This is a genomic window from Streptomyces sp. WY228 (assembly GCF_019287315.1).
GTDB classification, from domain to species: Bacteria; Actinomycetota; Actinomycetes; order Streptomycetales; family Streptomycetaceae; genus Streptomyces; species Streptomyces caviscabies.
In genome coordinates, this window is sequence record NZ_CP079114.1 from 1,073,456 (window position 1) to 1,092,306 (window position 18,851).

Sequence of the window (18,851 nt, forward strand, 5' to 3'; positions counted from 1 at the left end):
GGGGAAGGCGGAGAGACATTGCCCGGTCGTCCGAGCGCGCGTTGACGTCGTAGGCCGAGTCCGGCCCGTCATCGCGTGCTGCCTCTGAAGTCGCGGCACAGCGAGCCCTTTTCCGCCCGATGCCCGGCGTGCTTCGCGCGCCGGGCGGTGGTTCTCGTTTCCGGCGACCCCAGAGGCTTCCGTGCAGTCCCCTGCTTCCTCTCCTTCCCCTTCCCCCTCACCCACCCCTTCGCTGTGGCGGGACGCCGACTTCCGCAGGCTCTGGGTGGGCCAGACGGCCTCCCAGCTCGGCGAACACACCACACTCGTCGTGCTGCCGCTCTTCGCCGTCCTGACGCTCGACGCCGGCGCGGGCCGGCTGGGCGTGCTCCGCGCCGTGGGGCAGGCGCCGGTCCTGCTGCTCTCGCTCCTCGCGGGTGCGTGGGTGGACCGGTGGCGGGCCCGCACCGTGATGGTGCTCACCGACGCCGGCCGTGCCGTGGCGCTGGGCGCGGCAGCCGCGGCCGGGCTCCTGGGACTGCTCGGCCTGCCCACGCTGTTCGTGGTGGCGTTCGCCGTCGGGGCCCTGTCCGTGCTCTTCGACGTGGCCTACCAGGCCTCCCTCGTACGGATGGTGCGGCGCGATCAGCTCGTGCGGGGCAACAGCGCGCTGGAAGGCAGCAGGTCCGCCGCGCAGATCGGTGGTCCCGCACTCGGTGGTGCGCTGGTGTCCCTGCTGTCGGCACCGTTCGCCGCCGCCTCCGGCGCGCTGTTCTTCGCGGTGTCGTTCCTGTCCCTGCGGCAGATCCGCCGGCCCGAATCAGTGCCTCCGGTGTGCGGAGAGCAGACGGAGCGCGCCCCTCGGGTCCGCCACCGGATCCACGAGGGCCTCCGCTTCGTCGCCGCGAACCCCTGGCTGCGGGCCGTGTGCCTCGCCTCGGCCGCCTTCCAGTTCTCCCTCGCGGCCACGATGACCGTCTATCTCCTCTTCCTCCCGCGCGCACTGCATCTGCCGGGCGCCACCGTCGGCCTGGCCCTCGCGGCGACCGGGCCGGGTGCGCTCCTGGGCTCGGTCCTGGCCGCACGGCTGCCGGGGCGGTTCGGCCACGGTGCGGTGCTCGTGTCGGCGGCGGTGCTCGGCAACGGCGCGCTGCTGTGCGTACCGGCCCTGCACGGCTCCTCGACCGCGACGGTCCTCGCGCTCCTTGCGGTCAACGTCGTGTTCGGGGCCTTCAGCCAGTTGGTGAACGTCACGGTCATGTCGGTACGGCAGGCCGTCACGCCGGACGGGATGCAGGGGCGCGCGGCCGCGACGATCACCTTCGTCGGCATGGGCCTCACCCCGCTCGGCTCTCTGCTCGGCGGCTTCCTCGCGCAGGAGTGGGGGCTGCGCGCCGGTCTCCTGATGGCGGCCGCGGGCATGATGCTGTCCCCGGCCGTCATGGCCGCCTCTCCGCTCGTACGCCTGGGACGGAGGCTCACGCCATGACCTGCGCCACCAGGCCGCGCGCCGACCGGGGCGGGCAGGGGCCAGACACCCCGAATTGGCCTTGGCCGGGCTCCACGCCGCCGCCCTACGGTCGTCTCATGAGGATTCGCATCGTCGACGCGTTCACCGACCGCCCCTTCTCCGGAAACCCCGCCGGCGTGCTGCTGCTGGAGAGCGGCGCGTTCCCGGCCGCCGAACGCCTCCAGGAGATCGCCGCCGAGGTCAACCTCTCCGAGACGGCCTTCGCCCACCCGCTGCCGCCGGGCGGCACGGCCGACTGGGCGCTGCGCTGGTTCACCCCGGCCGCCGAGGTGGACATGTGCGGGCACGCGACGCTCGCCACCGCCCATGTCCTGCACACCACGGGCCGGGCCACGGGCCCGGTACGGTTCGCCGCGCGCTGCGGGATCCTGACCGCGACCGCCCACCCGGACGGCTCCCTGACCCTCGACTTCCCCACCTCCCCGCTGGCCGAGGAGCCGGTGCCGTACGGTCTCGCCGACGCCCTCGGGGCCGACCCCGTCTCGGTGCACGACACCGGCGAGTACGTCGGCGACCTGCTCGTGGAGCTCCGCGACGAGGCGACCGTACGGGCGCTCGCCCCGGACTTCGCCGCGCTGGTGGCCCACTCCCGGCGCGGCGTCATCGCCACCGCCGAGGCCGAGGACCCCGCCCGGGGCTACGACTACGTCTCGCGCGGCTTCTTCCCGGGCGTCGGCATCGACGAGGACCCGGTCACCGGCAGCGCCCACACCGCGCTGGCCCCCTTCTGGTCGGCCCGCCTCGGCCGCGACGAGCTCACCGGACTCCAGGCCTCCGCCCGCTCGGGCCTGGTCCGCACCGCGCTGCGCGGCGAGCGCACCCTGCTGACCGGCAGCGCGGTCACGGTGATCGACGGCGAACTGCTCACCGCGCTCTGAGCGACGGCCCCACCGGGGTGCGCCGGGCTCCGGCGCACCCCCTCACCACACCGCACCGCACCGCGCTCAGAGCGTGGGCAGCCAGCCGACCCGGCCCGCGAGCAGCGCGTATCCGACGAACGCCCCGATGTCCAGGAGCGCGTGCGCGACGACCAGCGGGCCCACCCGGCCCCAGCGCCGGTAGAGCAGGACGAAGACGACGCCCATCACCACGTTGCCGATGAAACCGCCGATCCCCTGGTACAGGTGGTACGAACCGCGCAGCACGGAGCTGGCCACCAGGGCCGCCATCGGGGTCCAGCCCAACTGCCCGAGTCTGCGCAGCAGATATCCGACGACGATGACCTCCTCCACGACGGAGTTCTGGATCGCCGAGAGGATCAGTACGGGGTACTTCCACCAGACCTCGGGCAGGGACTCGGGGACGACCGTCAGGCTGAATCCGGTGGCGTGGGCCGCGAGGTAGAAGGCCAGTCCGGCGCTGCCGATGCCGGCCGCGACCAGGGTTCCGCGCCCAAGGTCGAACCAGGGCCTGGCCCGGTCGAATCCGATGGCCCGCAGACCCGTTCCCTCCCGGATCAGCAGATGCGCGACCAGCGCGACCGGCACCAGAGCCGTTGCGATGCCGAACATTTGCCAGGACAGATCAAGCCATGGGCGGTCCGGAGCGTACGAGCCGTTGAGCTTCGCCGCCTGGTCCTTCAGTCCTCCCGGTTTCGTCAGGGATCCGACGAAACTGATGAGGGAGGAGAGTGCGCTGGCGCCCAGCGAGAGCGCCAGGACCAGCACCACCTCGGACCGCAAGATCCTTCGTGACACGGCCTCTTGAGGAAAAGAATCAGCCACGCGCCCGGCCTCCACCTGCACACCTGCCTTTTGTTCTGCAATCGCGTCTCATCCCGCCAACCGTCCCGCTAGTGTCTCGAATGCACGTACGAAGATCATGCGCGACAGGCCGGGGGACGACCGCCATCGCTGATGGCGCGGTCCCCCTTTCCTTGTTTCATCCTCAAGGAGGGGCACCACCGACATGGGACGTCATAGCTTGCCCGACGACCGCGCGGCGGAAGGACGCCGGGACCACCAGAGCCCCCGGCGCCGGCGTCGCACGGTCGCGATCGCCACTGTGCTCGTGCTCGCCGTGGCGGCGGGAGGGGCGGTGGCGGTCAAGGGCGGCCTGTTGTCGTTCTCCGGGTCCTGCGAGGACTCCACCGTCCGGCTGTCCGTGGTCGCCTCCCCCGACATCGCCCCCGCCGTGCGCTCCGTGGCCCAGCAGGTCCGCGCGGACGAGGTCAGGGCCGACGGCCACTGCCTCGCGGTGGAAGTGCTGGCCCGCGATTCGCACAAGGTCGCCGAGGCGCTCGCCGGGGGCGTGGAACCCGACTTCCAGGTCTGGCTGCCCGACTCCGACCTGTGGCTGGAGCGGGCCAAGGGGCTGGGCGAGGGCATTCCCGTCTCCCCGTCCGATTCGGTGGCCTCGTCGCCGGTGGCCCTGGCCATGGTGCCGTCCGCCTCACGGACGCTGGGCTGGCCCGAAAAGACGTACTCCTGGGCCGAGTTGGTCGCGGCGGCACTCGGTTCCGACCGGGTGCGCCTCGGCGCGGCGGACCCGGCGCGCAGCGCCACCGGGCTGCTGGCGCTCACCAGCATCGGCGCCTCGTCCGCGCGGCAGGGCGGGGACAGCGACACCCGGGTCGCCCAGACCGCGAAGGTGCTCGCCGAGCGGATGTCGGACGGCGACACGCAGGTGCTGGAGACCCTGGCGCGCAGCACGTCAGGGGCCGAGGAGGGCAACCCGAAGCGCAACCAGGCGGTCCTGATCTCCGAGCAGTCGGCCTTCACGCACAACGCGGAGGCGACCGGCGGGGGCAAGCTGGACCTCTTCTACCCCGAGGACGGCACGCCGCTGCTGGACTACCCGTACACGCTGGTGAACGAGGTACGGCTGAGCACCGCCGAGTCGCGCGCGGCCCTGCGCTTCATGAATCTGCTGGGCGACCGGGAGGCGCGGGCCACGTTCGCCGAGCACGGGTTCCGGGCCGGCGACGGGACCGCGAAGGACTCCCTCGTCGTCGCGGCGGGCGGCCGGAAGCCCCAGCCGTACGCCGAACAGGCCGCCGAGGCGCCTTCGGCGAAGGTGCTCCAGGAGACGCTGGGGATGTGGACCATCACCGTGCAGAGCGCCCGGCTGACCACGGTGGTCGACGCCTCCGGCTCCATGGCGACGCTCGTACCGGGCCGGGGCCAGTCCAGGATGGACGTCACGAAGCAGTCGCTGATCCAGGCGCTGGGCCAGTTCACGCCGAACGACGAGATCGGGCTGTGGGAGTTCGCCACCACGCTGGACGGCGACAAGGACTACCGGCGGCTCATGCCCACGAAGCGGCTCGGCGACCCGGTGAAGGGCGGCGGGACCCACCGGGAGAAGCTCACGGCCGCCTTCGCGGCCCTGCAGCCGGTGCCGGGCGGTGCGACCGGGCTGTACGACACGACGCTGGCCTCGTACAAGGAGGCCCGGTCGACGTATCGGAAGGGCAAGTTCAACGCCCTGGTGATCCTCACCGACGGCTCCAACCAGGACGAGAACGGCATCTCGCGGACCGGGCTCATCGCCGAGCTGAAGGAACTGGTCGATCCGGAGCGGCCCGTCCCGGTCATCGCCATCGCGGTGGGCCCGGACGCCGACCGCGACGAGGTCGCCGAGATCGCGCGGGTCACCGGCGGCGACGGCTACGAGGTGAGCGACCCGGCGGAGATCCAGGCGGTGATCCTCCAGGCCATCATGGCGGCGGGGCAGAACGGACGCGCCACGCAGGAGTGACCGACCCGGCAGGCCCCCGCGCGGCGCGTCCGGCGCGCCCCGCGTCAGGGCGCCGGGAAGCCCACCGGCCAGGTGTGCACCGGCTCCCCCGCGTGCATCAGCTCCGCATAGCGGCGGGTGGTCGCCGCGAGCGCCGCGTCCCGTCCGAGCCCGGCGTCCAGGGCCCGGCGGTATGTGGCCACCTGCCAGGAGGCCCCGTTGACGCGCCGTTTGCAGCGCTCCTCGATCACCCCGAGATAGCGGTCCCGGTCCGCGGGCTCGATGTGCCAGGCGTCCAGCCCCGCGGCGGCCAGCGGCAGCAGCTCCTCCAGCACCAGCTGTACGGCGGGGATCCTGGCCAGCCCGCCGGAGCGGCCCGGCCGGGGCCAGAGCAGCTCGGCCTCGATGCCGTGCCGGCAGGCCTCGGTGAAGTTCTCCTCGGCGGCCTCGAACGGCAGCCTGCTCCACACCGGCCGGGACTCCTCGGCGAGCGCCCGTACGAGCCCGTAGTAGAACGCGGCGTTGGCGATCACATCGGTGACCGTCGGCCCGGCGGGCAGCACCCGGTTCTCCACCCGCAGATGCGGGACGCCGTCGGCGATCCCGTACACCGGGCGGTTCCAGCGGTAGACGGTGCCGTTGTGCAGCACCAGCTCGGCCAGCTCGGGCACCCCGCCCTCGTCCAGCACCTTCAGCGGGTCCTCGTCGTCGCAGATCGGCAGCAACGGCGGGAAGTAGCGCAGGTTCTCCTCGAAGAGCTCGTGGGCGGAGCCGATCCACTGCTCGCCGAACCAGGTCCTGGGGCGCACGCCCTGGTTCGCCAGCTCCGGCGGCCGTACGTCGGTGGCCTGCTGGAACAGCGGCGGCCGGGACTCCCGCCACAGCTCCTTGCCGAAGAGGAAGGGGGCGTTGGCGCCCAGCGCGATCTGGACGCCGGTGATCGCCTGGGCCGCGTTCCACACGTCGGCGAACCGGGCGGGCGTCACCTGGAGGTGCAGCTGGACCGAGGTGCAGGCCGATTCCGGGGCGATCGAGGGCGAGGTGCAGACCAATCGCTCGACGCCTTCGATATCCAGGGCGAAATCCTCCCCCCGGGCGGCCGCCATTTGATCGTTGAGCAGGGTGTAGCGGTCCACGTCCGAGAGATTCGCGGACACCACGTCGTGCTCGCCCAGGGTGGGCAGGATTCCGATCATCACGATCCCCGCGTCCACCTCCCCCGCCTTGCGGTGGGCATAGGCGAGACCGGTCCGCAACTCCTCCGAGAGCTGATCGAATACCCGGCCGCCGAGGCGGTGCGGGACGATATTCACTTCGAGATTGAACATCCCCAGTTCGGTCTGGAAATCCCGGCTCGCGATGCGCTGGAGCACTTGCTGATTCATCATCCGGGGCAACCCGTCGGATCCCGCGAGATTCAGCTCTATCTCCAGCCCCATCAGGTTCCGCGGACGGTCGAACCGCCGCTCCGCCAGGAGTCTGCCCAGAGCCTCCAGGCACTGGTTGAGCTTGGTGCGGTAGGCCTGTCGATCGGACAGGTCAACGGCTTCCGCCACGACCTTCTCCCCCATCTAGGGGTCCCTCCTCCAGTGGGCGGCCCGCGGCCCAGGCCGCTCGCATCACGATCGATAATGCCCAGCGGGAGTGATCCGTAACGCCCCCACGGGCCTCCGATACCCGATAGTCTGGTGGAAGGAGACCGGGGGCACATTCCCGCGGCATACGACTCCCGGCATTTTCGGCCGGAGCATGCGTGGCGGAAACACCGACGAGTTTCGGCCGACCGCACCGCCGGAAGGACGCCAGGTGGGCGTCGACACCACGGGCTCAAATCACCAGGAATACCGTGATTCGAAGGCCGGATGACGCCTTGTGCGACATATCAGCGGCTGCTAGCGGAAACACTGTGTGAACATGCGTCATATAAACTCCGCTCAACGAGGCAGAGAATCGATACGACTCGCCCGTCACCGGCCGTCTCCGGCCCGCGTTCCCGCATGCCGACAGCGCCGTCTGCACCCGCCCAAGCTCCACCGTGTCTCCGAAGTGAGAGGCGACCCACTATGCCGCTGCATGTTCCCTCGGCTCCCGCGCCCGCCCTGCGCAGCGTTCTCGCGGCCCTCGGTTCTCCCACCGCGGTCCGCGAGGCCAAAACGTCCGCCCTGCGGTCCGTCCAGGGACCGCTGAGCCCCGAACTACCGCTTCCCGTCCATGTGCTGGACCGGATCACTCCCGCCAGGACGGCACCGCTGACACGCCTCGCGGCCTGGCGTTTCCTGATCCGGAGCGAGGGCCGCGCGGTCGCCGCGGCGGACACGGTGCTCACCCCCGACGGCTGGACGTTCTCGCACTTCTTCGAGGGGCCCTACCTCGCCTCGACCGAGCTGGCCGTCCGGCAGGCCGAGGCGTCGGCCCCCGCCTGCCAGGCGCGGCTGCTGTCCATCCCGGAGCTGTACATGCTCACCCTCTGGCTGCACGGCGACACCGAGGCCGATCCCGCCGGCGGGGAGCTCGCGCCGACGGACGTCCTGGTGCCCCTGGCGCCGGCCCCGCCGGGCATCGCCGCCCACCGGCCGCACCGGGTCGCCGATCTGCTGCCCGTCATCTCGCTGCGCGTGGCCCCCGGGCCGCTCCTCAGCACGGCCTGACCGACGTCGTCCCGGTACACCGCCCCCGCAGCGATCCCCCGCCCGCACACCGGCGGGGGGGATCACTGCGGGGGCGGTGTGCTGCCCACTCGGACTAGCCCCATCCGACCACCCCGAACCACCCAAAGGGACAGTGCAGTTGCGGTGAACCGTCCGCGCGGGTGATGCGTCATGGGAGGAGTACGGGTGCTGCAGCGAAATCCCTGCGGATTCTTCCCCGTAGGGCAACACTGGGACCGGACCGACTGATACGGGGGCGGCCATGAACGACTCATCCAGCCGCAGGACACTCGACTCGACGCAGCGAAAGAACCCATCCATGTGCCAGCACCAGCCACCCTGCCCCACCGCCGATTCACCCGACCGGGAGGCCGCCCGCCTGACGGCCCACCATCCCGAACAGGGGTGGAGCCTCCTGTGCAACGGCGTCCTGCTCTTCGAGGACACCGGCGAACTGCTGCCCGACGGGCAGATCATCGCCCCGCACCGGCCGCTGGCAGCCGGCCGCGTGGTGAAGGCCGCCTGAGAACGGCCGTACGGAACGCTCGTACGAAAAAAGGGGCCGGCCCGGAGAGATCTCCGCACCGGCCCCGACGCATGTCCGGCGCGCGCCGCTCCCGGCGCACGCCCTACGACAGGCTGATTCAGTTGTCGTACTCGTCCAGCGGCGGGCAGGAGCAGACCAGGTTCCGGTCGCCGAAGGCACCGTCGATCCGGCGCACCGGCGGCCAGTACTTGTCGGCGGCGGACACGCCGGCCGGGAAGACGGCCTCCTCGCGGCTGTAACCGTGCTCCCAGTCGCCGCCGAGCGCGGCCGCCGTGTGCGGGGCGTTGGCCAGCGGGTTGTCGTCCTTGCTCCACTCCCCCGAGGCGACCTTCTCGATCTCGGCGCGGATCGCGATCATGGTGTCGCAGAACCGGTCGAGCTCCGCGAGGTCCTCGCTCTCCGTCGGCTCGATCATCAGCGTGCCGGCCACCGGGAACGACATCGTCGGCGAGTGGAAGCCGTAGTCGATCAGGCGCTTGGCCACATCGTCGATGGAGACGCCGGTCGCCTTGGAGATCGGGCGCAGGTCCACGATGCACTCGTGCGCGACCAGTCCGGCCGGGCCGTTGTACAGGATCGGGAAGTGCGGCTCCAGCCGCTTGGCGATGTAGTTCGCGGCCAGCACGGCGACCTGCGTGGCCCGCTTGAGGCCCTCGCCGCCCATCAGACGGACGTACGCCCAGGAGATCGGCAGAATGCCCGCCGAGCCCCACGGGGCGGCCGAGATCGGGCCCACACCGGTCTCCGGGCCCGCGGCGGGCTGGAGGGGGTGGTTGGGCAGGTACGGGGCGAGGTGCGCGCGGACGCCGACCGGGCCGACGCCCGGGCCGCCGCCGCCGTGCGGGATGCAGAAGGTCTTGTGCAGGTTCAGGTGCGAGACGTCGCCGCCGAACTTGCCGGGCTTGGCGAGCCCGACCAGCGCGTTGAGGTTGGCGCCGTCGACGTAGACCTGGCCGCCCGCGTCGTGCACCTCGCCGCAGATGTCGGCGACGTGCTCCTCGAACACCCCGTGCGTGGACGGGTAGGTGATCATGAGCACGGCCAGCTCGTCGCGGTGCTGCTCGATCTTGGCGCGCAGGTCCGCGATGTCGACCTCGCCGTCGTCGGCGGTCTTCACCACGACGACCTTCATGCCCGCCATGACGGCGCTCGCGGCGTTGGTGCCGTGCGCGGAGGACGGGATGAGACAGACGGTGCGCTGCTCGTCGCCGTTGGCCCGGTGGTACGCGCGGACGGCCAGCAGACCCGCGAACTCGCCCTGGGAACCGGCGTTGGGCTGGATGGAGACCGCGTCGTACCCGGTGACCTCGGCCAGGCGCTCCTCCAGCTCACGGATGAGGGTGAGGAAGCCCTGCGCCTGCTCGGCCGGGGCGAAGGGGTGCAGCGCGCCGAACTCGGGCCAGGTGATCGACTCCATCTCGGCGGTCGCGTTCAGCTTCATGGTGCAGGAGCCGAGCGGGATCATGCCGCGGTCCAGCGCGTAGTCGCGGTCGGCGAGCTTGCGCAGGTAGCGCAGCATCGCGGTCTCGGAGCGGTGCTGGTGGAAGACCGGGTGGGTCAGGATGTCGTCGGAGCGCAGCAGCGCCTCCGGCAGCGCGTCGGCGACCGTGGCGTCCAGCGCCTCGATGTCGCCCTCGGCGCCGAAGGCGGCCCAGACGGCGGAGATCTGCGCACGGGTGGTGGTCTCGTCGCAGGCGACGGAGACGTGGTCGGCGTCGACGAGGCGGAGGTTGACCCCGCGCTCCCGGGCGTCCGCGACGATGCCGGCGGCCTTGCCGGGGACGCGCACGGTCAGGGTGTCGAAGAACGCGCCGTGCACGACCTCGGCGCCGGCGGTGCGCAGACCGTCGGCCAGGATCGCGGCGAGGCGGTGGGTGCGCCGGGCGATCGTCCGCAGCCCCTCGGGGCCGTGGTAGACCGCGTACATCCCGGCCATGACGGCGAGCAGTACCTGCGCGGTGCAGATGTTGCTGGTGGCCTTCTCGCGGCGGATGTGCTGCTCGCGGGTCTGGAGGGCCAGACGGTAGGCCTTGTTGCCGTCGGCGTCGACGGAGACGCCGACGAGGCGGCCCGGCAGGGAGCGGGCGAACTTCTCACGGACCGCCATGAAGCCGGCGTGCGGGCCGCCGAAGCCCATGGGCACGCCGAAGCGCTGGGTGGTGCCGACCGCGATGTCGGCGCCGAGCGCGCCGGGCGAGGTGAGCAGCGTGAGGGCCAGCAGGTCGGCGGCGACGGTGACGATCGCGCCGAGCTCGTGGGCCTGCTCGATGACGGGCTCGATGGCGCGCACGGCCCCGGAGGCGCCCGGGTACTGGAGCAGGACGCCGAAGACGCCGCGCTCGGCGATCTCGGCGGGGATGCCGTCGCTCAGGTCGGCGACGACGACCTCGACGCCGGTGGGCTCGGCGCGGGTCTCGATGACCGCGACGGTCTGGGGCAGGGTGTCGGCGTCGACCAGGAAGACGCCCTTCTTGACCTTGCCGACGCGCCGGGACAGGGCCATGGCCTCGGCGGCCGCGGTGCCCTCGTCGAGCAGGGAGGCGCCGGAGGTGGGCAGCCCGGTCAGCTCGGCGACCATCGTCTGGAAGTTCAGGAGGGCTTCGAGCCGGCCCTGGGAGATCTCCGGCTGGTACGGCGTGTAGGCCGTGTACCACGCGGGGTTCTCCATGACGTTGCGCAGGATGACGGGCGGCGTGAAGGTGCCGTAGTAGCCGAGGCCGATCATCGGGGCCAGCACCTGGTTGCGGTCGGCCAGCGAGCGCAGCTCGGCCAGCACCTCCGCCTCGGTGCGCGCCGACGGAAGGTTCAGGGCCTCCGCGCTCTTGATCACGTCGGGCACCGCGGCGGCGGTGAGCTCGTCGAGGGAGCCGTAGCCGACCTGGGCGAGCATCTTCGCCTGGGCCCCGGCGTCGGGCCCTATGTGGCGCTGCTCGAACGGAATACCCTGCTCCAGCTGGGAGAGTGGAGTGCGACGGGGGGTCATGGTGGAGGCCTCCTGGTCTGTCACGACCTGCGAGGGGCACCACGGCGTGGGTGCCCGAACGGCCTCCCCCTCTGTCATCTCAACCTGAGAGCTTCACCGGCCCGCCCGCAGGCGCGCCGGCTTTCACCGTCGGTGAGGGTCGAATCCACCCGGGCCTGCGCCCGCACGGAACCGCCCTGCTTTCCAGAGTGACCTCAACCGTGCGGTACGGGGGCCTGAGAGATTCCGGGGAGGATTTGCTCCTTCGGCGCCTCCGGATTCTGCACCGGAGGACTCTCCCGCACGGGGTCAGCAGCCACTGCCAGCCTACCAGCGGGCTCCGCGCCGGAGCTCTCGAGTGGCCGACACCACGGATCTGCACTTGTGTGGTCCTGGTGGAGCGACAGGGTCCACCCTGAGCAGTTGCGACCAGTGGGAGGCACCGTGGAGACCGATATCGATCCGCGCCGCCTGATCGGCCGCAAGGCATTCGATCGCAAGGGCGCCAAGATCGGAACGGTGGATGAGGTCTATCTCGACGACGCGACGGGCGTGCCCGAGTGGGCGGCCGTCCGTACCGGCCTGTTCAGCAGGGACGCCTTCGTCCCGCTGGAACCGAGCGAGTTCGTCGACGACGCGCTGCGCGTCCCGTTCGACCGCGCGTTGATCAAGGGCGCGCCGGACTTCGGCGTCGGACGGCACCTCTCGCCCGAGCAGGAACTGCAGCTCTACCGGCATTACGGGCTGGACTCCCCGCCCCCGGAGGACGCGGCGGATCCGGCGTCCGACCGGGACTTCGGCAGGCTGGCCGGCCAGGAGGAGTAGTCGGCCGGCTCGCGGACGAGCGGCAGCGGGTCGGCGGGCCGCAGCCGCGGATCGTCGACGCGGAACGTGAGGACCCGGCCGGGGGCGCTCCATGGTTCCTCGAACCGGACGGTGACCCGGCCGATCCCGCTGCCCTGCACCCAGCCGTGCCCGTGCTCCTCGTGGCGCACATCGTGTCCGGCGGGCCAGCGCCGCGCGGCGAGCTGTTCGGCGCTGTCCGCCCCGGGCTCCGGGGCGGCTTCCTCCTCGCCGCCCTCCCCGGCCGCAGCCCCGTGCTCCTCGGCCCGCTGCGCCAGCTCCCGGGCGTCGGCGGCCTGGGCGAACAGGTCCTCCTGGGTGTAGTCGGCGAGCCCCGTGACGCCGACCCCGAGCAGCCGTACGCCTCCCGTGGTGTCGACCGACTCCAGCAGCCGCCCCGCCGCCTCACGGACCACCGTGGGGTCGTCCGTGGGGCCTCTGAGGGTCTCGGAGCGGGTCAGCGTGGAGAAGTCGTAGCGGCGGACCTTCAGCACCACCGTGCGGCCCGAGCGGTCGGCGGCGCGGAGCCTTTCCACGCACCGGACGGCCAGCCGCTCCACCTCGGCGCGCACCCTCACCCGGTCGTGCAGGTCCACGTCGAAGGTGTCCTCCACCGATACGGACTTGGCGTCCCGCTCGGCGACCACCGGCCGGTCGTCGAGCCCCAGCGCCATCCGGTGGAGCCCGTGGCCATGAGCCTTGCCGACCAGCCGTACGAGCTCCGCCTCGCCCGCCTCGGCCAGGTCGTGGACGGTGGTCATGCCCGCGCGTCTGAGATGGTCCCCGGTGGCCGGGCCGACCCCCGGCAGGATGCGGACGGACATCGGGGCGAGCAGCTCGCGTTCGGTGCCCGGTTCGATGACGAGCAGTCCGTCGGGCTTGGCCTCCTCGGAGGCGATCTTGGCGAGCATCTTGGAACCGGCCAGTCCGACCGATCCGCTGAGCCCGGTCACCGCCCGGATGGCCGCCCGCAGCCCCTCGCCCGTCGCCCGGGCCGACGCCGTGTCGTCAGCCGTGCCACCGGCCTCCAGGTCCACGAAGGCCTCGTCCAGGCTGAGCGGCTCCACCAGGGGCGACAGCCGCCCCAGCAGCTCCATCACCTGGTCGCTCACGCTCCGGTACAGCGAGAAGCGGGGCACCAGGTAGGCCGCGTTCGGTGCCAGCCGCCGGGCCTGCGCGGTGGGCATCGCCGAGTGCACGCCCAGGCGCCGCGCCTCGTACGAAGCGGTGGCGACCACCCCGCGCGGGCCGAGGCCGCCCACCACGACCGCCTTGCCGCGCAGGCTCGGCTTGGCCGCCTGCTCCGCCGACGCGTAGAAGGCGTCCATGTCCAGGTGGAGGATGGTGGGCGCGGGTCTCACACTGTCGATGCTGCCCTACGGCACTGACAACGGGACGGTCCGCCGCTCCTGCGAGCGCCGGACCGTCCCGTTGCGTGCTGTTCGTCGTCCCGATCGTCGACCGGTGCTCAGCCGGCGCGGTTGCGCCGCCGCGCCAGCTCGTCCGCGGGGTTGTGGCCGACGAGCGTCTCGCCGGTGTCGACCCGCTCGCCGTGCAGCTGCGAGAGCGCCGCCTCCACATCCCGCCAGACGACGCCGACCGCGATCCCGAAGACCCCCTGCCCGCCCTGGAGCAGGCTGACGACCTCGTCGGGCGAGGAGCACTCGTAGACCGTGGCCCCGTCGCTCATCAGCGTCATGCGTTCGAGGTCCTGGAAACCACGGGCCCGTAGATGCTGGACCGTGGTGCGGATGTTCTGCAGAGCGACCCCGGTGTCCAGGAACCGCTTGACGATCTTGAGGAGGACCACGTCCCGGAAACTGTAGAGACGCTGGGTCCCCGACCCGTAGGCCGGGCGCACACTGGGCTCGACCAGCCCCGTACGCGCCCAGTAGTCCAGCTGGCGGTAGGTGATCCCCGCCGCCGCGCACGCCGTAGGTCCGCGATAGCCGATGTCGTCGGCATCGCTCGCCGCTGCCACGCCGCCCGCTGCCACCGCTGCCGGTTGAACCGGCTGCCTGATGGCGTGGTCGGCTCCACTGCCGTGCTGCGGATACGGCCCACCCGCCGCCGTACCGTCGCCGCTGCTTCTCACGCCGACCTCCGTCCTTGACCTGCCCACTCGAAGGTAGGCAGTCACTCGGGGTGCGTCAACGATCGCCACACTCGGCACGCCGAGTGATAATCACCCTGAGGGTGGTTTCCCGTGTCTCGTTTCCGGGAAAGGCTTGTCGGATGCGCTGACGGCACCCCCGCGGGACGGTCACTGACTGTTCGTACCGAAGTCCTCCGGAGAGATCTGGTCGAGGAATTCGCGGAACTTCTCCACCTCGTCCTCCTGCTCGTCGGGGATCGCGATGCCCGCATCGTCCAGCACGCCGTCACTGCCGTAGATCGGCGTGCCGGTCCGCAGGGCGAGCGCTATGGCGTCGGAGGGCCGGGCGCTCACCTCGACTCCGCTGGCGAAGACGAGCTCCGCGTAGAAGACCCCTTCGCGGAGGTCCGTGATCCGGACCTCGGTGAGCTCCTGGCCCACGGCCTCGAGCACATCCTTGAACAGGTCATGGGTCAGCGGCCTGGCCGGAGCCATGCCCTGCTGGGCGAAGGCGATCGCGGTCGCCTCCCCAGGACCGATCCAAATGGGGAGGTACCGGTCGCCTCCCACTTCACGCAGGAGAACGATCGGTTGGTTGGAGGGCATTTCCACCCGGACACCGACAACGTCGAGCTCGTTCACACAGCAACCCTAGGACGTGCTCGCCATGTTTGGGTAGTCGGGCTCCGCCGAGCTCAGTGCAGACGGCTGCGCAGAGCGCTCTGCACGAGTGCCGCGTGCAGCCGTACGGACAGCTCGGCGAGCTCGTTCGCGGTGGCCTCGGCATGGGCTCTGGTCTGCGGATTACGGTGCCGGCGCAGGGGTGCGACCAGCTGCTCCACCAGCCCCGCCTCCCGGTCTGCGGAGGCCCGCATGGCGCGAAGATGCCGCGGTTCCAGACCGAAACGCCCCAGATCCGCCACCAGCTTGGCGACGGTCACCATCTCGGCGTCGTAGCCGCCCTCGGGAGCCGGGACGATGAGCCCGTAGGACTCCCATTCGGCCAGCCGGTCCTCGTCGACCTCGGCCGCGGCCAGCAGCTCGGCCCGCCCGATCCGGGCGGCGGTCGCCGCGCCGGGACCGCCCTCCCACACCCCGTCGGCGAGATCCCGCCGGTCGCCGGGCGTGGGCAGGACGGGCTGCTCGCCCCGGGCCAGTGCGTCCAGGTGCTCGCGGATGACCTTCAGCGGCAGGTAGTGGTCCCGCTGCATGCGGAGCACCTGCGCCAGCCGCTCCACATCACGCGGAGCGAACTTCCGGTATCCGGAAGGCGTGCGCTGCGGCTCGATGAGCCCCTCGGCCTCCAGGAACCGGATCTTGGAGATGGTGACTTCGGGAAACTCGTCGCGCAGCTGGATGAGCACCGTTCCGATGCTCATCGGGCGCGCTTCCGCGGTGGCGGTGCCGTGGCCGGCACCGCCTGTCGGTGTTCGCAGCATGGGCCTTCCTGGGGGTCCCCCCGGACGGATTCCGGGGCTGGTCACACGCCCCGCGGGCTCGCATAGAAGACCAGGCGGTACTTTCCGATCTGGACTTCGTCGCCGTTGGACAGCTGGACCGAATCGATGCGCTCACGGTTGACGTAGGTGCCGTTGAGGCTGCCGACATCGCCCACGGTGAAGCTACCGTCCGGGCTCCTGCGGAACTCCACATGACGCCGCGACACGGTCACGTCATCGAGAAAGATGTCGCTCTGCGGGTGACGGCCGGCCGTGGTCAGGTCGCTGTCGAGCAGGAAGCGGCTGCCGGAATTCGGGCCGCGCCGCACGACCAGCAGGGCCGAACCTCCGGGCAGCGCGTCGACTGCGGCCTGGGCCTCCGGCGAGAGCGAGGGCAGAGCCGTCTGGCCCGTGGCCTCCGCCTCGTACGCCTCGAGACCGGAGATGGAGATCGTGGACGTCGTCTCCGAGGGGCGCTCGGGAACGCCGCCCCGCAGCGGCGCGCCGCAGTTGGAACAGAACCTGCTGGCCTCCGCGTTGCGGTGACCGCACCTCGTACAGACCGGCATCGACGAGCCCTCCGGGGTGAACCCTCCACCCGCACTCGAGGCTGATGGTTCGCCGAAACCTATGCGTCCGGCACCGGCAGGGTCAACAGACGACACGCCGTCACCACCCGGGGCGCCGGACACCTCGTCGCGGAAGAGCGGACGCTCCGCCTCCTGCTCCTCGCCCTGACCGTGGCGCGGCGCGCGGTGGCGGGCAGCACTGTTGCTGTCCTCGCGTGCACTCTTCCCGAACAACTTCGCAAACAACTTCACGGGCGATTCCCCTTGACCGACATAGACCCGCCCGTGGGGCAGGACGAACCCTGAATGAACACACCTGCCGACCCGGACATCTTCACAACGTCCGTATCCACCCGACAGTTTCCACCACGCACCACCAATCCGGTGCGCCGACCCCCCGCAACCGTCCGACCCGCTCCACCGGCCCTCACGCTCGCCCGGCTCACGGGGACGACGACCGAGCGTAGTCAGGCCGCTGCGCCGGTCGCAAGGCATCGACGACGATGTCGTCGGACCGCTCCACCAGCACCGTGGCCTGCTCCTTCTCCAGCGTCTGGACCACACCGCCGGGGATGTTGAGGGCGGGCTCCAGATCCTGCGGCTTGCCGATCACCGTGAACTCGTACGGTGCTTCGATCTTCTTCCCGTCCACCCGGACATCACCCGCCTCACCGGAGAAGTAGGTGCCGGCCACCACCCGCACCCCGTTGACCTCGATCGCCTCGGCGCCCGCCGCCCGCAGTTCCTGAATGGCGTCGAGCAGCATGTCGGGGGCGACCGCCCCGGAGGGATCGGTGATCGTCAACGTGATGCCGGGGCCCTTGGCCGCCACGGTGCCCGCGAGAATGCCGAGCTGCCGTTCCTTCTCCAGCGTCTGCTTCCGGGCCTCCTCCGCCTGGTCGGAACTGTTCTCCAGTTCCGCGCGCTGATCGTCCAGGCGCTGCTTCTCGTCCTCCAGCCGCTGGGTCCGGTCGTCGACCTCGTCGAGGATGCGGACCAGGTCCTCCTGCCGGGCGCCTCGCAACGCGCCGTCGTCGCTGGTCGACCGCACCTGGATGGCGAGCCCCAGACCGAGCCCGAACAGCAGCACGGCGACGATGAGTTGCGCCCGGCTCAGCCGGGGCGGCCAGAGCCCCGCCTTGAGCCGTTGGCGACCGGACACCTCCTCGGACGCGGGCGCCGGCGCGGGCGCGTCCGGGACGGCGGAGGCGCCGCCCTCGGGCTGTTCGCTGCGGGGGTTCTCGTCGTTGTTCATCGGCCTCAAGCCCGGAAGACGTGCCGGCGGATCGCGGCGGCGTTGGAGAAGATCCGGATGCCGAGCACGACCACCACACCCGTGGAGAGCTGGGCGCCGACACCCAGTTTGTCGCCGAGGAACACGATCAGCGCGGCCACCACCACATTGGAGAGGAAGGAGACCACGAAGACCTTGTCGACGAAGATTCCGTCGAGCATGGCCCGCAGACCGCCGAACACGGCGTCGAGCGCGGCGACCACCGCGATCGGCAGGTAGGGCTCGACCACCGCCGGTACCTCGGGCCGGACCAACAGTCCGACCACGACTCCCACGACGAGGCCCAGTACGGCGATCACGATGTGCCCTTCCCTGTGTCTGCCGCACCACTGCCGGCGGCCTTCGGCTCTGCTGTACGGACGATCAGGCTCGGCGCGGCCGGAAGCTGCACCTTCGCCTGATCGGAGATGCTGGTGCGGATGTCGAAGCTCTCCTTGAGCGCCTGCAGGTACTGGCCGTCGGCACTGTCCCGGAAGGCGGTCGCGAGCTTCTTCCCGTCCCCCACCGCGAGCACCGTGTACGGCGGTACGAGCGGCCTGTTGTCGACCAGTATGGCGTCGCCGGCGGCCCGGATGGCCGACAGTGCCGTCAGCCTTTGCCCATTGATGGCGATGGCCTCGGCCCCGGATTCCCAGAGGCCGTTGACGACCCGCTGCATGTCCCGGTCGCGCACCCGCCCGGTGTCGGCGAAGCCCGAGGACTCGCGCGGCCCGCCGCCGCCCTGGTCGGTGTTCTTCGCGTCGTCGACGACCAGCTTGACCCCCGGGCCCTCCACCGGGGTCGCTCCGGCCAGCAGGGCCACCAGCTCGCCCTGGTCCCCGCCGTGCTGCTCCAGGGCCTTGCGCTGACGTTCGCTCACATCGGAGCGGAGCGCGTCGACGCTCGACTCCAGCGTGTCCGCGGCCTGTGTCTCCGCGTTGATCCGGTCGATCAGCTCTTCGCGCTCCTTGGCGACGACCGGTGCCGCGATCCGCGCCTCGGCGGCGCCGAGGGTGACCACGAGGGCGGCCACCACCAGTCCGGCGGCCAGGCCGAGCTTCGACTTGAGCGTACGGGGCAGCCCAGCGCTCCCGTCGGCCTTGCGCCGCGCCGAGGCCTCCGCGTAACCGTCGTCGAGGCTGTGGTCCATCACGTTGTTCAGCAGCGACATGGAGGCGTCGGGGCGTGCGGGCGGCGAGGCGGTGCTCCGATCGGGGGACTGCTGCGACATGCCGCACATCGTCGCACGTCATCACGGCTGCCGCCGAATGGCCCCACCGGTGCGCC

At 71.3% G+C, this 18,851-nt stretch carries 17 protein-coding genes and 1 riboswitch; of the genes, 6 read left to right on the forward strand and 11 right to left on the reverse strand.

The window, feature by feature from the left end:
* Positions 1–181: 181 nt before the first annotated feature.
* Both KV381_RS04380 and KV381_RS04385 read left to right on the forward strand, forming a co-directional pair.
* The gene (locus KV381_RS04380) at positions 182–1,468 is read left to right on the forward strand and encodes an MFS transporter (RefSeq protein ID WP_218784659.1); all 1,287 of its coding nucleotides are present in this window, start codon (positions 182–184) and stop codon (positions 1,466–1,468) included.
* Positions 1,469–1,566: 98 nt separating this feature from the next.
* A complete protein-coding gene (locus tag KV381_RS04385; protein ID WP_030081135.1) occupies positions 1,567–2,388 on the forward strand; it encodes a PhzF family phenazine biosynthesis protein in 822 nt (273 codons plus the stop codon).
* A 66-nt stretch (positions 2,389–2,454) separates the two neighbouring features.
* On the opposite strand, the gene KV381_RS04390 is transcribed toward KV381_RS04385, so the two are convergent.
* On the reverse strand, positions 2,455–3,234 hold the full coding sequence (locus tag KV381_RS04390; RefSeq protein WP_030081133.1) for a CPBP family intramembrane glutamic endopeptidase: 780 nt from the start codon (positions 3,232–3,234) through the stop codon (positions 2,455–2,457).
* A gap of 184 nt (positions 3,235–3,418) precedes the next feature.
* Here KV381_RS04390 and KV381_RS04395 point away from each other — a divergent pair, with 184 nt between their 5' ends.
* Positions 3,419–5,209: a substrate-binding and VWA domain-containing protein gene (locus tag KV381_RS04395; protein ID WP_218784661.1), complete on the forward strand. Its 1,791-nt coding sequence runs from the start codon at positions 3,419–3,421 to the stop codon at positions 5,207–5,209.
* 44 nt (positions 5,210–5,253) lie between these two features.
* On the opposite strand, the gene KV381_RS04400 is transcribed toward KV381_RS04395, so the two are convergent.
* Entirely contained in the window at positions 5,254–6,759 is a 1,506-nt protein-coding gene (locus KV381_RS04400) for a glutamate--cysteine ligase (protein ID WP_030081129.1), read from the reverse strand.
* Positions 6,760–7,251: 492 nt separating this feature from the next.
* Between KV381_RS04400 and KV381_RS04405 the strand changes: the two genes are divergently transcribed.
* Together KV381_RS04405 and KV381_RS04410 are read left to right on the forward strand one after the other, a co-directional pair.
* Positions 7,252–7,836 carry a hypothetical protein gene (locus tag KV381_RS04405; protein ID WP_030081127.1) on the forward strand — a complete coding sequence of 195 codons (585 nt, stop codon included), beginning with the start codon at positions 7,252–7,254 and terminating at the stop codon, positions 7,834–7,836.
* 319 nt (positions 7,837–8,155) lie between these two features.
* Complete coding sequence (locus KV381_RS04410; RefSeq protein ID WP_007452228.1) at positions 8,156–8,362, forward strand: DUF5999 family protein; 207 nt, start codon at positions 8,156–8,158, stop codon at positions 8,360–8,362.
* Between the two features lie 118 nt (positions 8,363–8,480).
* Here the strand turns inward: KV381_RS04410 and gcvP are convergent, their stop codons facing one another.
* On the reverse strand, positions 8,481–11,366 hold the full coding sequence (gene gcvP / locus KV381_RS04415; protein ID WP_086778756.1) for an aminomethyl-transferring glycine dehydrogenase: 2,886 nt from the start codon (positions 11,364–11,366) through the stop codon (positions 8,481–8,483).
* A gap of 193 nt (positions 11,367–11,559) precedes the next feature.
* Positions 11,560–11,657, reverse strand: a riboswitch (glycine riboswitch).
* 132 nt (positions 11,658–11,789) lie between these two features.
* Here gcvP and KV381_RS04420 point away from each other — a divergent pair.
* Entirely contained in the window at positions 11,790–12,170 is a 381-nt protein-coding gene (locus tag KV381_RS04420) for a PRC-barrel domain-containing protein (protein WP_086778760.1), read from the forward strand.
* Here KV381_RS04420 and KV381_RS04425 read toward each other — a convergent pair.
* The 8 genes from KV381_RS04425 to KV381_RS04460 form a co-directional block, all read right to left on the reverse strand.
* Entirely contained in the window at positions 12,083–13,549 is a 1,467-nt protein-coding gene (locus tag KV381_RS04425; RefSeq protein WP_030081122.1) for a DNA polymerase IV, read from the reverse strand. The genes KV381_RS04420 and KV381_RS04425 overlap by 88 nt on opposite strands.
* 107 nt (positions 13,550–13,656) lie before the next feature.
* On the reverse strand, positions 13,657–14,283 hold the full coding sequence (locus KV381_RS04430; RefSeq protein ID WP_030081121.1) for a MerR family transcriptional regulator: 627 nt from the start codon (positions 14,281–14,283) through the stop codon (positions 13,657–13,659).
* A gap of 168 nt (positions 14,284–14,451) precedes the next feature.
* A complete protein-coding gene (locus KV381_RS04435; protein WP_006123076.1) occupies positions 14,452–14,925 on the reverse strand; it encodes a bifunctional nuclease family protein in 474 nt (157 codons plus the stop codon).
* A gap of 53 nt (positions 14,926–14,978) precedes the next feature.
* Positions 14,979–15,722, reverse strand: coding sequence for a MerR family transcriptional regulator (locus tag KV381_RS04440; protein WP_030081118.1), 744 nt, complete (start codon positions 15,720–15,722; stop codon positions 14,979–14,981).
* Between the two features lie 41 nt (positions 15,723–15,763).
* Complete coding sequence (locus KV381_RS04445; RefSeq protein WP_078611144.1) at positions 15,764–16,543, reverse strand: FHA domain-containing protein; 780 nt, start codon at positions 16,541–16,543, stop codon at positions 15,764–15,766.
* 190 nt (positions 16,544–16,733) lie between these two features.
* Entirely contained in the window at positions 16,734–17,546 is an 813-nt protein-coding gene (locus KV381_RS04450; protein ID WP_218784663.1) for a DUF881 domain-containing protein, read from the reverse strand.
* A gap of 5 nt (positions 17,547–17,551) precedes the next feature.
* Positions 17,552–17,884 carry a small basic family protein gene (locus KV381_RS04455; protein ID WP_003970459.1) on the reverse strand — a complete coding sequence of 111 codons (333 nt, stop codon included), beginning with the start codon at positions 17,882–17,884 and terminating at the stop codon, positions 17,552–17,554.
* Positions 17,881–18,795 carry a DUF881 domain-containing protein gene (locus tag KV381_RS04460; RefSeq protein ID WP_030623760.1) on the reverse strand — a complete coding sequence of 305 codons (915 nt, stop codon included), beginning with the start codon at positions 18,793–18,795 and terminating at the stop codon, positions 17,881–17,883. The genes KV381_RS04455 and KV381_RS04460 overlap by 4 nt, the downstream gene beginning before the upstream one ends.
* Positions 18,796–18,851 lie beyond the last annotated feature (56 nt).